Source organism: Acinetobacter sp., assembly GCF_045628685.1.
In the GTDB taxonomy this organism is placed as follows: domain Bacteria; phylum Pseudomonadota; class Gammaproteobacteria; order Pseudomonadales; family Moraxellaceae; genus Acinetobacter.
Genome location: NZ_JAZQPV010000082.1, coordinates 1 through 12,717 on the forward strand (window position 1 = coordinate 1; position 12,717 = coordinate 12,717).

Genomic DNA, 12,717 nt, shown 5'->3' on the forward strand with positions numbered 1-12,717 from the left:
AAGTCGGAGGCCAAGCGGTCTTAGGAAGACAAGGCATATTATCAACTCCTTGGCTCACAGAACGACATGGCTACGATCCGACTTATACTCGTTCAGTATCTCGAGTTCGTCCTCAACGTCCATTAATTCGTAGTCCTAGCCACATCCCCTGTATACTTCATGAAGGCCTACCGCTTTTGCACATACTCCTCCCCTATCCAGGGCAATTGCATCGAAGCCCATTTGCCCCATCATGGTAAAACTTGGATTGAGTTTGGCTAAACCTTCTGCTGTAGTCGTCGGTTTAATAAATTCATCTTTGTCCAAGATCACTACCCCGGCTTTGTCTTTGACTGGCACAATCGATTGATTGAAATAGCCAGCTGTTTGAGCTGCGGCGGCTTTCTTTTGTGAGTTTTCGGCAAAAGTATCTACATCTGCGCGACTATAACCATCAATGGTCGCAATCAGGTCAGCACCAATACCTTGTGGAATAAAGTCACATGCCATATTGGTTTCAGGATCAAGTGCCCAAGGACCGCCATCCGATCCCATCGGCACACGCGACATCGATTCAACACCACCAGCCACCACAATATCTTCCCAACCGGAACGTACTTTCATGGCAGCCATATTCACCGCTTCCAATCCTGAGGCACAGAAACGGTTGATTTGCACACCGGCTACATCATTGTCCCAACCTGCAGCAATAGCCGCTGTTTTGGCAATATCTGCACCTTGATCACCAATCGGTGTGACACAGCCCAATACAATATCATCTACTTTAGAAGTATCGAGTTGATGACGGTCTTTCAGTTCATTGAGCAAAGTGGTGAGTAGGGTAATCGGTTTCACCTGATAGAGTGAACCGTCCTTTTTACCTTTTCCGCGTGGTGTGCGAATGGCATCTATGATGTAGGCCTCGCTCATAGCTGTTCCTTTGTTATGACTTTTAAATTGTTATACTTTTCGAGTGTAATGATTAATTTTTGAAGTGCAATGACGAGAACGGATCAGATCAAATGAATTTTTTTGCCAATAAAAAAAGCCCAGACATATGAGTCTGGGCGGAGAAACTGCGATGAATCTAAAAGCTTAATGATAGCCGTGTAATTGGCGATACAGTCCCGGGGTGACTCCGGTCCATTTCTTAAATGCACGGTGGAAAGTACTGGTCTCGCTGAAACCGACTTGTTGTGCTACATCTTCCAGGGTTAAACCTGGGTTGAGTAAAAGGTGAATGGCAGCATCACGGCGTAATGCATCTTTAACACCTTGATAGCTTTTACCTTCAGCAGCCAAACGACGACGTAAAGTTTGTGGAGACAAGTACAGCATAGATGCCACATCATTCAAAGTTGGCATTTCTTCACCAATCTGGCTCTTGAGGACTTCACGAATACGTGATGTTAAAGAGTTGGTGTTTTTGAACTTGACCAGTAACTGAGCAGGTGCAGCCTTTAAGAATTCTTCCAGATTTTCTTCAGTTTGACGAAGCGGTAAATCCAGATAATCTGCTGCAAATGTAATTTCGGTACGAGGTGCATCAAATTGCATTACCGGTGCAAAGAACAATGCATCGTATTCATCGGCCTGGGCAGGACGGGGATAGCCAAAATGCACGCGTTCCAGTGGAATACGGCGTTCAATTAACCAAGATGCCAGACCATGCCAAATCATGAGCATGCTTTCAGTAATGAAATGATCTGGATCCATGCTTCTTGGAATCAGTGGAACAAGGCGCGCTTCATGCTTGTCACGTTCCAAAGTTACCGACCATTCATCACCAAACAGTTTATAAAATTGTGACGAAAGCTCTAAAGCCTCTCCTAAAGTTTTCGCGTGAATAATCAACTGACACATAATGGCGAAAGTGCCCAAACGGCGCGGTTGAATATCGAAGCCGACATGTTCGTCCTGGGTCACCATCCACAACATTCGAATAAAGCGTGTGTATTGTTCCGGAGAGATACGCGCTTTAGGCTGACGTAGCAATTCTGCCTCTATGCCGACATGCGACAATAGAGTTTCGACGTCCATTCCTAGGCGTTTCACGCCTGTTAGAGCCGCATTTACGAAATGGATACTAATTGTATCGCGACTCATGTTAAATCCTTCAGTCTCTTTTGTATTCACTTGCTGTTGACCTAAATGACGCTAAAAAGTGTTGGGGTGGCAATTTACAATAGATGTTTTACCTTATTTACATATTAAATTGCCGAAATGATCAAGGTAAATGGCTGAACATGACATTGTTTTGTTGCATTTATATTTCTAATATGGGTGAAAAATCAACATGAAGTGAGTAAAAAGAACATGGACGGTGCTTTAAAAGGATTAAAAGTTCTCGATTTTTCCACGCTTTTGCCTGGACCATTCGCCACATTATATCTGGCAGACATGGGGGCAGAAGTCATCCATGTGGAATCGCCAACACGCCCGGATTTAATTCGTTTACTTCCACCGTATGCCAATGGACAAGCGACTGCGCATAGTTATTTGAATCGGAATAAGCAGTCCATTGCCCTAGATTTAAAAGATCCTGAAACTATTGCTGCCATTAAGCAGAAAATTTCTGAATTTGACATTGTGGTTGAGCAGTTTAGACCCGGGGTCATGCAACGGCTGGGTTTGGACTATGCCACTCTGGCCGAAATTAACCCGCGACTGATTTATTGTTCCATTACCGGTTATGGGCAAACCGGACTTTATAAAGATAAAGCAGGTCATGACATCAATTATCTCGCACTTTCTGGAATTTCAGGACATAGCGGTCGGCAAGACAGGGGTCCGCCACCCATGGGTATTCAGATTGCAGATGTAGCAGGTGGCTCTTTTCATGCAGTGATTGGAATTCTGTCTGCGGTGATTGAACGGCAACACAGCGGACAGGGTCAATATATTGATATTTCGATGACCGACTGTGTGGTGACCTTAAATAATATGGCTGCTGCAGCATCACTGGCTGGAAAAAGCAAACAATATGCTGAAAAAGGGCATTTAAATGGCGGAACTTTTTATGATTATTATCAGACCCAAGATAGTCGTTACTTATCTGTCGGCAGTTTAGAGCCTCAGTTCATGTCTGACTTGGCCACGATTTTGGAACTTCCATTACTTCTAGAAAAAGGCGCTTCTTTCGATGAGGCAGATCGGCAACTGGTTAAGCAGGCCATTCAGGATAAAATAAAATCTAAGGCTTTTGCTGAATGGCAGGCGATTTTCGTAGCGCAAGACGTTTGCGTTGAGCCGGTAATGTATTTGGATGAGGCGCTTGATTCGGAACTTGCGCAGCAACGACAGTGGACAGTTGAGGTGCCTTTGGATACAAATTCAGAACAGACAGAGCAACAGTTAAGCTGTCCAATTAAGTTTTCCCGGTCAAAAAATGTCTATAACTTCGCTGGACAGCGACTCGGGGAAGGAAAATGGTAATTGATTTTTTATTATTTTTTATCAAATAGTTAAAATTATTTAGCTAACTGGTTAAAGGATGTGAAGCAAAAGTTAACGTGAGTCACAAAAAATAGGTGTAATATATACAAAATACATATAAATATATCATGGTTTCTTATATGCACTTTTCTCTCCAAGCTAAGGCAGTTTTTGTTGCATTAACTGCCTTCTTATCTAGTGTTTCTGCAGCACATGCAAGTGATGCATTTGATGCAGAAAGCCCGTGGATGCTCGGTGACTGGAATGGTCAGCGTACTGCATTGCAAAAACAAGGCTACGATTTCAGCTTCGGTTATACCGGTGAAATGGCCACTTTGCTCGATGCAAAATATGCCTCAAGTCACGGAACTGAATATGCAGACCAGTTTGCAATTGGTGCTCACTTAGACTTGGAAAAGATTGCTGGCTGGAAAGATACCGAAGCTCAAATTACCCTAACTGAACGGAATGGCCGTAACCTTTCAAATACCTCTGATGCTTTAAATGGTCAATCTACTGGTGTGGAAAATGGCCATTTAAGTTCTGCACAAGAAGTGTGGGGCCGTGGTCAGACTTGGCGTCTAACTGATTTCTGGATCAAGAAAAAATTCTTGGAGCAGAAGTTAGATGTAAAAGTCGGTCGTTTTGGTGAAGGTGAAGACTTCAATAGCTTTGACTGTGATTTCCAGAACCTGGCGCTTTGTGGTTCACAAGTGGGCAACTGGGTTGGCGATCAGTGGTACAACTGGCCCATAAGCCAATGGGCTGCACGTGTGAAATATAACGTCACTCCAGAAGTTTATGCGCAAGTCGGCGTATATGAATACAACCCTGAGAATTTGGAACGCGGTAAAGGCTTTAACTTAAGCACAGATGGTTCAAAAGGCGCGATCATTCCGGCAGAAGTAGTTTGGACTCCGAAAGTCGGTACTGAAAAACTTCTAGGTGAATACCGTGCCGGTTATTACTACAGTACTGCTGATGCAGATGTAATTAGTAATAATGATCAAAAAGATCATCATCAAGGTGGTTGGGTTGTTGCGAAGCAACAACTGACTGCACATAAAGGTGACGCTTCTCGTGGTTTAACCGGTTTTGTGAATTTAACGGTTCATGATTCTGAAACCAACAATGTGAGCGATATGCAAAACATGGGTCTTGTTTATAAAGGCGCGATGGATTCTCGTCCTAAAGACGAAATTGCCGTTGGTGTTGCACGTATCAACATGAACGATGATCTGAATGATCAACGTAGTGAAGAAATTGATGCAGAAATTTATTACGGTTTACATGCAAACAACTGGTTAACGATCCGTCCAAACGTTCAATACATTCGTCATGTCGGTGCGTATAAGAATGGCGAAAATGCATGGGTTGGCGGAATCAAGTTCCAAACTGCATTCTAAGGTTCATACAGCATCTTAAAAAATTGAGAGGTCATCACCAACTGTGATTACCTCTAATTTTTTTTAAAGAGTCTGGTTTTTGTAACTGATGTACATACGGTTAATCAAAAGGGTTATGAAGAATCTTTTTGATTAACCATACTAAAAATCAAAGATTAAGGTGGTTAATATGAGTAATCCATCTACAGGAACAGGAATGCGTACATTTAGCGTCATTATTTTGGCGATATTTGCGTTAATTCTGCTGATAGGCGGTATCTGGCTAGCAGTGCTAGGCGGGTCAATTTATTACATCGTTGCCGGTTTATTATTATTGGTAACAGCGGTTTTTCTTAAGAAATCGAATTCGAAAGCATTTTGGGTCTATGCCGCATTAATGCTGGGTACGGTCATTTGGGGTGTCTGGGAAGCAGGTACTGACTTCTGGGCACTTGCACCACGTTTCGATATCTTGGGTTTACTGGGTTTGTGGCTGTTGATTCCTGCGGTTTCTCGCGGGATCAGTGATGCTAAAACAGGTAAAATTGCATTGTCTGGTACTTTGATCATTGCTATTGTTGTGATGATTTATTCAATTTTTAATGACCCACAAGAAATTAATGGTGAAATTAAAACTGAACAGCCTAAACAAGCGCAAACCATTGCTGGTGTAGCACCTGAAGATTGGCCTGCGTATGGTCGTACTCAAGCAGGTGTGCGTTATTCTCCGTTAAATCAAATTAACAGCGACAACGTTAAAGATTTACAAGTTGCCTGGACGTTCCGTACTGGCGAAATGAAAACTGAGAATGACTCGGGCGAAACCACCAATGAGGTAACGCCAATTAAAATTGGCAACAACCTGTTTATGTGTACGACACATCAACGTCTGATTGCGCTTGATCCTGCTACAGGTAAGGAAAAATGGAGTTTCGATCCTAAGTTAAAAGCGGATAACACCTTCCAGCATTTAACCTGTCGTGGTGTTTCTTATTTTGATGCGAACAACACTGTTCAATTCGCAAAAAGCTTAGAAAGCAAACGCTCAACGTCGACACTTTGTCCACGTAAAGTCATTCTTCCTGTAAATGATGGTCGTCTTGTGGCAATCAATGCAGACAATGGTCAGCGTTGTACCGACTTTGGTAAAAATGGTGAAGTCGATCTTCAAAAAGATATGCCATTCCCGTATCCAGGCGGTTATATACCCACTTCACCTCCAGTCGTTACCGGTACGACTATCATCATTGGTGGTTCAACCACCGATAACTACTCTACAAAAGAACCTTCTGGTGTAATCCGTGGTTATGACGTAAACACCGGTGAACTTCTTTGGGTATTTGATACCGGCGCAGAAGATCCAAATCTTATCCCGGCTCCGGGTCAAAAATATGTTCAAAACTCACCAAATGCCTGGACACCTTTGGCTTATGACGAAAAACTAGACATCGTTTATGTGCCAACAGGTGTGGGTACTCCGGATATTTGGGGTGGTAACCGTACTGAACTTGATGAGCGTTATGCAAATTCAATGCTTGCGATCAATGCTTCAACAGGTAAGTTGATCTGGAACTTCCAAACTACACATCACGATTTGTGGGATATGGATGTACCCTCACAGCCTTCTCTAGCTGACATCAAAGACAAATCAGGCAATATTGTCCCTGCTATTTATGTGTTGACTAAAACAGGGAATGTCTTTGTTCTAGACCGTCGTACCGGTGAAGCAATCGTTCCGATTGAAGAACGTGCTGTGCCACAAACTGTACAACGGGGTCCACAAACCAAAGGTGAACATTATTCACCAACACAACCGTTCTCGGATTTTGATCTGGCACCCCAAGATAAATTGACGGACAAGCAAATGTGGGGCGCAACCATGTTTGACCAGTTGATGTGTCGTGTTTACTTCAAATCATTGAACTATGATGGCATTTATACCCCGCCTTCTGAAAACGGTACTCTGGTGTTCCCGGGTAATCTGGGTGTGTTTGAATGGGGAGGTATGTCGGTCAATCAAGACCGTCAAGTTGCCTTGATGAACCCCATTGGTTTGCCATTTGTGTCTAAACTGATTCCTGCAGACCCGAACCGTAAACAGACAGCGAAAGGTGCAGGTACTGAAGCGGGTGTTCAGCCGATGTACGGCGTGCCTTACGGTGTAGAAATTAAAGCGTTCCTGTCACCACTGGGTTTACCTTGTAAACAGCCAGCTTGGGGCTTTGTAGCGGGTGTTGATCTAAATACACATGACGTGGTTTGGAAAAAACGTATCGGTACAATCCGCGACAGCTTACCGAACCTGTTCCAGTTGCCAGCACTTAAAATTGGTGTTCCTGGCTTAGGTGGTTCAATTTCTACAGCAGGTAACGTGATGTTCGTTGCTGGTACTCAGGATAACTATATCCGTGCCTTCAATGTGACCAATGGTGATCAATTGTGGGAAGGCCGTTTACCAGCAGGTGGACAGGCGACTCCAATGACCTATGAAATTAACGGTAAACAATACATTGTGATTATGGCCGGTGGTCATGGCTCATTCGGTACTAAAATGGGTGACTATTTAGTAGCCTATGCTTTACCTGATCAAAAGAAATAATCATTAAAATTTAAAAAGCCCGATTCGTCGGGCTTTTTTATCGAGTCAATTTAATCATTTTTTAAAATTTAAATTTCTCATATAAAAATAGGCGTATTTACAGAGGGGATTTTCAGATTTATTCTTTATATGAAAAATAATGATAAACAAGTGAAAACAACATCAAATCTGGTTAAAAGCAGCAGGATTTGGCTGTAACTGGTTATCTCATTGAAATCCAGACATGCTTATCAATAAAACCGCTATTAAATATGTAAAAAACGCATTTTGTTGATAGTTTAAATCTCGTTATGCTGTCAGCCGTTATAATGAACCTACTAGCTGTACGCCATGTATTTATATACTGATTTCGATCAGCAACTGATCAATGAACGTGTTGCACAGTTCCGTGACCAAACGGAACGTTATTTAGCGGGTAAATTGACGGAAGATGAATATCGTCCGCTACGTCTGCAAAATGGTTTATACGTGCAACGCTATGCGCCAATGTTACGTATTGCTGTGCCTTATGGTCTGATGAACTCGAACCAGCTTCGTAAAATTTCGGATTTGGCTAAAGAATATGACCGTGGTTATGCACATGTATCAACACGTCAAAATATTCAGTTTAACTGGCCTGCACTAGAAAATGTGCCTGACATGTTGGCAGAGCTTGCAACTGTACAAATGCATGCCATTCAAACATCGGGTAACTGTATTCGTAATACTACAACTGACCAGTATGCAGGTGTGGTTGCCGGTGAAATTGCTGACCCGCGTCCAACCTGTGAATTGATTCGTCAATGGTCAACCTTCCACCCGGAATTTGCTTTCTTGCCGCGTAAATTTAAAATTGCGGTGTCTGCACTGGCTGAAACAGACCGTGCAGCGGTTTCATTCCATGATATCGGTGTGTATATCGTGAAAAATGAAGCAGGCGAGATTGGCTATAAAATTAAAGTTGGTGGTGGCTTGGGCCGTACACCAGTCATTGGTAGTTTTATTCGTGACTTCTTGCCGCGTGAAGATTTAATTGCTTACTTAGAAGCAGTTTTACGTGTGTATAACTTGCATGGTCGCCGTGACAACAAATATAAAGCACGTATCAAAATTTTGGTGAAAGCTTTAACGCCTGCAGTATTTGCTGAAAAAGTTGAAGCCGAATTTGCCCATACCATTCAGACCTTGAAAATTCAGCCTGAAATCTTGAAAAAACTGGATGAAGAATTCACGCCATTTAATTATCAAGATTATGCAGATGAAGATTTCTCTGAACAGTTTGCTGCGCATCCAAAATTCAAGCAATGGTTTAACATCAATACTAACGCACATACAGTGAAAGGCTATCGTATTGTTACGATTTCACTGAAACGTGCCGGTATTGCCCCTGGTGATATGACCGTTGAAGAAATGAATTTGATTGCAGATCTTGCAGACAAATATACGTTTGGTGAACTTCGTACCACACACGAACAGAATATTTCACTGGTTGATGTGCCGCAAAAAGACCTGTTCGAATTATGGACTATTCTTGAAAAGAACAACCTTGCACGTGCACATATTGGTTTCTTAACCGATATCATTTGCTGCCCGGGCGGTGACTTTTGCTCATTGGCAAATGCGAAATCGATTCCAATTTCTGAAGCGATCTCTCGCCGTTTTGATGACTTGGATACCGTATATAACCTCGGTCACATCGACTTGAACATATCAGGTTGTATGAATGCCTGCGGTCATCATCATGTCGGCAATATCGGTATTTTAGGGGTTGATAAAAAAGGTGCTGAATTCTACCAAATCACTTTAGGTGGTAATGCCGATCATGATGCTTCAATCGGTGACATCTTAGGGCCATCATTTGCAGCAGACCGTGTACCGGATGTGATCGAAGAAATCCTGAATACTTATCTTGATTTGCGTGCTGACGGTGAAGAATTTATCGAAACCTATCGTCGTGTTGGCATTCAACCATTCAAGGAGCGTGCATATGCTTAATACCGCACTACAAGTGCTCTCTAAAGATGGTACGATTACAGACAATACCTATCAATTGATTGGTGAAGATGGCGTATTACCTCAAGGTGACGTGATTTTAACTGTTGAACAGTTAGATCAAATTGCCAATGTTTCAGGTAAAAAAGCGCTTTACATCACTGTAGATGCATCTCCTGAAGTCAATGAATTTCCGCTGGATCAGCTTGATGCAATCTTTGTCGAGTTTGCAGGCTTTAATGATGGTCGTGGCTATTCATTTGCAGCACTTTTACGCCGCCAAGGTTATCAGGGGGAGCTTCGTGCGACTGGTGATATCTTTAAAGATGTATTGAACTATTTAAAACGTTCAGGCTTCGATACTTTCGTGGTTAAAGAAGGTAAAGATATTCAGGAAGCTGCTGCGGGTTTAAATGATTTTAAAAATCCGTATCAGGCATCGACTGCGGTTACACAAGCCCACTATCAGACAGGTGCTTAATTTCAATTAAGCTGCTGTAAAAAAAAGCCGGATTGATTCCGGTTTTTTTGTGTTTAAAGAAAATATTACATTTCTTCTAATTGACAATTGATCATCCATTTAATTCCAAACTGATCGGTAAAAGCCCCATACAGTGCGCCCCAAAAGGTTTTTTCTAAGGGCATTTCAATTTGTCCATTCACAGATAAAGCATCAAATAAACGTTGTGCTTCTGCTTGTTCATTGGCATTGAAATTAATTGAAATATAGTGGTTATTACCTTGGGTGAAAACCGTATGGGTTTGCGCACAGAATTGATCATTGGTATCGGATGCCATCAGTTCTGTATATTCGTTGATGGGTAGCGAAACATGAAGAATGAGATTTTTATCTGCTTCAGATAGTGTGACACCTTCTTCAGGCGGCATTTCACCATAACGGGTAAGATTCGAAAATTCGCCTCCAAAAACTGATTTATAAAAATTAAAGGCAGCTTCAGTTTCACCTTGGAAATTGAGGTAATGATTAAGTTGCATAGGGATGCCTGTTTTTGTTGTTTTGATCCTTCTAATTTAGCAGGCTTAAGCACAATAAAAAATCAAAAGTGTAAGCATAAAAAAATCCCTCAAAAGAGGGACTTTTTGTCCTCTCTCCCTATGGGAGAGAATTAGAGAGAGGGATATGGAAATATCTTTAAATCCCTCTCTTGCGCAGCAATGCTGCTCACCTTTAGAAAGGGAGATTTTTTATAGAAGCTCAATCGCCACCGCAGTTGCTTCACCACCACCAATACACAGCGCAGCAATTCCTTTCTTGCCACCTGTACGTTTTAAGGCGTGAATCAAAGTCAAAATAATACGTGAGCCTGTTGAACCAACTGGATGACCAAGCGCACATGCACCACCATTAATATTCACTTTAGCTGAATCAAGCTTGAAATCATCCATAGGACACATGGTCACCATGGCAAATGCTTCATTAATTTCCCAAAGGTCAACCTTTTGCGCATCCCAACCGGTTTTATTTAAAACTTTTTGAATCGCACCGACTGGAGCAATGGTAAATTCAGAAGGGTGCTGCGAATTTGATGCATAAGCGACAATTTTCGCCAAAGGGGTTAAACCTTTTGCAGCTGCATTATCACTCGAGGTTAAAACGAGTGCAGAAGCACCATCAGAAATTGAGCTAGCATTGGCAGCCGTAATCGTACCGTCTTTGGCAAAAGCAGGGCGGAGCGTTGGAATTTTTGCAATGTTGGCATTAAAAGGTTGCTCATCTTTATCCACTACTACATCACCTTTGCGGGTAGAGATTGTAACAGGCGCGATTTCATCAGCAAAGTAGCCTTCATTCACTGCAGTTTGAGCACGTTCCAATGAGCGAATGGCAAAGTCATCCATTTGTTCACGGGTATAGCCACGGGTATTCGCCATATCCTGAGCAAATGAACCCATCAGGCGACCTGTTTCAGCATCTTCAAGGCCGTCGAGGAACATGTGATCTTTCACATCACCATGGCCCATGCGGTAACCTGCACGTGCTTTGGTTAATATATAAGGTGCATTGCTCATTGATTCCATGCCACCTGCAACTACAATTTCAGCAGAACCGGCTTTAATCATATCGGCAGCTTGCATCACGGCTTTCATACCTGAACCACAAAGTTTATTGATGGTGACTGCACCAGTTGAATCAGGTAGTCCGGCTTGACGCATTGCCTGACGTGCAGGACCTTGCTTTAAGCCGGCAGGCAGCACGCAGCCCATAATGACTTCTTCGACATCAGTTGGTTGTAATCCTGCACGAGCAATGGCTGCTTTAATTGAAGCTGCTCCAAGTTCGGGTGCATTTAGACCCGCTAAGCTACCTTGAAAACCACCCATAGCTGTACGTGCCCCATTTACAATTACTATGCCTGTCATTTTTTTCTCTCCGAGATTTACTTTTTAGTGGATTGTTTTCCAAACATAAGCAGTATATTGAAAAATGAGCAGGAATAAAGTCAGTTTGTTCTACACCTTTAGACTGACAAGTTTTTAGCAAGTTAAGGGATTCTCAATACGAGTATGCCCCATACGGCTCAATAAAATTTTATAGTGGGTTTGTTGATAAGTAGAACAATAATAAAAACTGCCATTTGATCCATTCGGAAGTCCATTTGAGGCCTGGAAAGTTAAACTTGGAATACTTAAAGTACCTCTCCAGTCTAAATTTCCATATTTCAGCTCAGTTGATTCTGTATAGATAATTTTTTCCTGAGTATCCACCTGTCTATTTTTATTGGTATCTAAAAAGACAATAAAACCTGAATTCCAATAGCTTGCCTGGCAGTTTATTTTGTTTTGGCTAGGACAGATGACGACATTGGTGTGGTGTATAGCAGCATGTGATTTCGCCAGTTGAATGCTTGAGATAAGTTTATGGGTAATATTTTTAATTTCCTGTTTGGCCATTATGTCATGAAAATAAGGTAAGGCCATAGTCATCATGATTGCTAAAATAGCGAGCGTAACGATCAGTTCAACCAGTGTAAAACCCTTTTTTTGTATAGGAATCATTAAATTAACCTTATAATATGTTTTTTTAATTATTTATGTTGTTAATATTTTGTTTTTAATCGTTTTTTTAGCAAGTAAGATTTATTACTCAACTTTTAAGAAAGCTGTTAAAATAATTGGCAAGTGACAATAAGCTATTCACAAAAATAAATTGAGTAAAAAATTACCGAATTACAACGGAAATTGTAAGTAATTTTGTCAATAATTTACTTGATTAAAATTATCAAGCACTTGGAAAAGAATTAAAGTGTTTGTATGATTCAAAAGTGAATGGCTTAAAAATAAAACTGGGGTATTAGAAAGCCCATCTCAAAATAGCCCAAATTTAGG

9 protein-coding genes and 1 pseudogene are annotated in these 12,717 nt (G+C 41.7%); 5 read left to right on the plus strand and 5 right to left on the minus strand.

The window, feature by feature from the left end; all coding sequences use genetic code 11:
- Positions 1 to 138 precede the first annotated feature (138 nt).
- Positions 139 to 909, minus strand: a pseudogene (locus ACKI4H_RS11110) (beta-ketoacyl synthase N-terminal-like domain-containing protein); the annotation flags it as partial.
- Positions 910 to 1,074: 165 nt separating this feature from the next.
- Entirely contained in the window at positions 1,075 to 2,085 is a 1,011-nt protein-coding gene (locus ACKI4H_RS11115; protein WP_407305713.1) for an AraC family transcriptional regulator, read from the minus strand.
- A gap of 210 nt (positions 2,086 to 2,295) precedes the next feature.
- Here ACKI4H_RS11115 and ACKI4H_RS11120 point away from each other — a divergent pair, with 210 nt between their 5' ends.
- The 5 genes from ACKI4H_RS11120 to ACKI4H_RS11140 all read left to right on the plus strand — a co-directional run bounded on the left by ACKI4H_RS11120 (position 2,296) and on the right by ACKI4H_RS11140 (position 9,850).
- Positions 2,296 to 3,414, plus strand: a complete 1,119-nt coding sequence (locus ACKI4H_RS11120; protein ID WP_407305756.1) for a CaiB/BaiF CoA transferase family protein — start codon at positions 2,296 to 2,298, stop codon at positions 3,412 to 3,414.
- 140 nt (positions 3,415 to 3,554) lie between these two features.
- The gene (locus ACKI4H_RS11125; RefSeq protein ID WP_407305715.1) at positions 3,555 to 4,820 is read left to right on the plus strand and encodes a carbohydrate porin; all 1,266 of its coding nucleotides are present in this window, start codon (positions 3,555 to 3,557) and stop codon (positions 4,818 to 4,820) included.
- 169 nt (positions 4,821 to 4,989) lie between these two features.
- Complete coding sequence (locus ACKI4H_RS11130; protein WP_407305717.1) at positions 4,990 to 7,398, plus strand: glucose/quinate/shikimate family membrane-bound PQQ-dependent dehydrogenase; 2,409 nt, start codon at positions 4,990 to 4,992, stop codon at positions 7,396 to 7,398.
- Between the two features lie 330 nt (positions 7,399 to 7,728).
- Positions 7,729 to 9,372 (plus strand): nitrite/sulfite reductase, encoded by a 1,644-nt coding sequence (locus ACKI4H_RS11135; RefSeq protein WP_407305719.1) that lies wholly within the window; start codon positions 7,729 to 7,731, stop codon positions 9,370 to 9,372.
- Positions 9,365 to 9,850, plus strand: coding sequence for a DUF934 domain-containing protein (locus ACKI4H_RS11140; RefSeq protein ID WP_407305721.1), 486 nt, complete (start codon positions 9,365 to 9,367; stop codon positions 9,848 to 9,850). Before ACKI4H_RS11135 ends, ACKI4H_RS11140 begins: the two co-directional genes overlap by 8 nt.
- A gap of 65 nt (positions 9,851 to 9,915) precedes the next feature.
- Here ACKI4H_RS11140 and ACKI4H_RS11145 read toward each other — a convergent pair whose 3' ends face one another.
- The 3 genes from ACKI4H_RS11145 to ACKI4H_RS11155 form a co-directional block, all read right to left on the minus strand.
- Positions 9,916 to 10,365 carry a VOC family protein gene (locus ACKI4H_RS11145; RefSeq protein WP_407305723.1) on the minus strand — a complete coding sequence of 150 codons (450 nt, stop codon included), beginning with the start codon at positions 10,363 to 10,365 and terminating at the stop codon, positions 9,916 to 9,918.
- Between the two features lie 210 nt (positions 10,366 to 10,575).
- On the minus strand, positions 10,576 to 11,751 hold the full coding sequence (locus ACKI4H_RS11150; protein WP_407305725.1) for a thiolase family protein: 1,176 nt from the start codon (positions 11,749 to 11,751) through the stop codon (positions 10,576 to 10,578).
- Between the two features lie 114 nt (positions 11,752 to 11,865).
- On the minus strand, positions 11,866 to 12,387 hold the full coding sequence (locus ACKI4H_RS11155; RefSeq protein WP_407305727.1) for a GspH/FimT family pseudopilin: 522 nt from the start codon (positions 12,385 to 12,387) through the stop codon (positions 11,866 to 11,868).
- Between the last annotated feature and the right edge of the window lie 330 nt (positions 12,388 to 12,717).

Excerpts from the sequence above, each read along its gene's own strand:
- ACKI4H_RS11115 (WP_407305713.1), bottom strand. The coding sequence starts at position 2,085 with ATGAGTCGCGATACAATTAGTATCCATTTCGTAAATGCGGCTCTAACA.
- ACKI4H_RS11120 (WP_407305756.1), top strand. The coding sequence starts at position 2,296 with ATGGACGGTGCTTTAAAAGGATTAAAAGTTCTCGATTTTTCCACGCTT.
- ACKI4H_RS11125 (WP_407305715.1), top strand. The coding sequence starts at position 3,555 with ATGCACTTTTCTCTCCAAGCTAAGGCAGTTTTTGTTGCATTAACTGCC.
- ACKI4H_RS11130 (WP_407305717.1), top strand. The coding sequence starts at position 4,990 with ATGAGTAATCCATCTACAGGAACAGGAATGCGTACATTTAGCGTCATT.
- ACKI4H_RS11135 (WP_407305719.1), top strand. The coding sequence starts at position 7,729 with ATGTATTTATATACTGATTTCGATCAGCAACTGATCAATGAACGTGTT.
- ACKI4H_RS11140 (WP_407305721.1), top strand. The coding sequence starts at position 9,365 with ATGCTTAATACCGCACTACAAGTGCTCTCTAAAGATGGTACGATTACA.
- ACKI4H_RS11145 (WP_407305723.1), bottom strand. The coding sequence starts at position 10,365 with ATGCAACTTAATCATTACCTCAATTTCCAAGGTGAAACTGAAGCTGCC.
- ACKI4H_RS11150 (WP_407305725.1), bottom strand. The coding sequence starts at position 11,751 with ATGACAGGCATAGTAATTGTAAATGGGGCACGTACAGCTATGGGTGGT.
- ACKI4H_RS11155 (WP_407305727.1), bottom strand. The coding sequence starts at position 12,387 with ATGATTCCTATACAAAAAAAGGGTTTTACACTGGTTGAACTGATCGTT.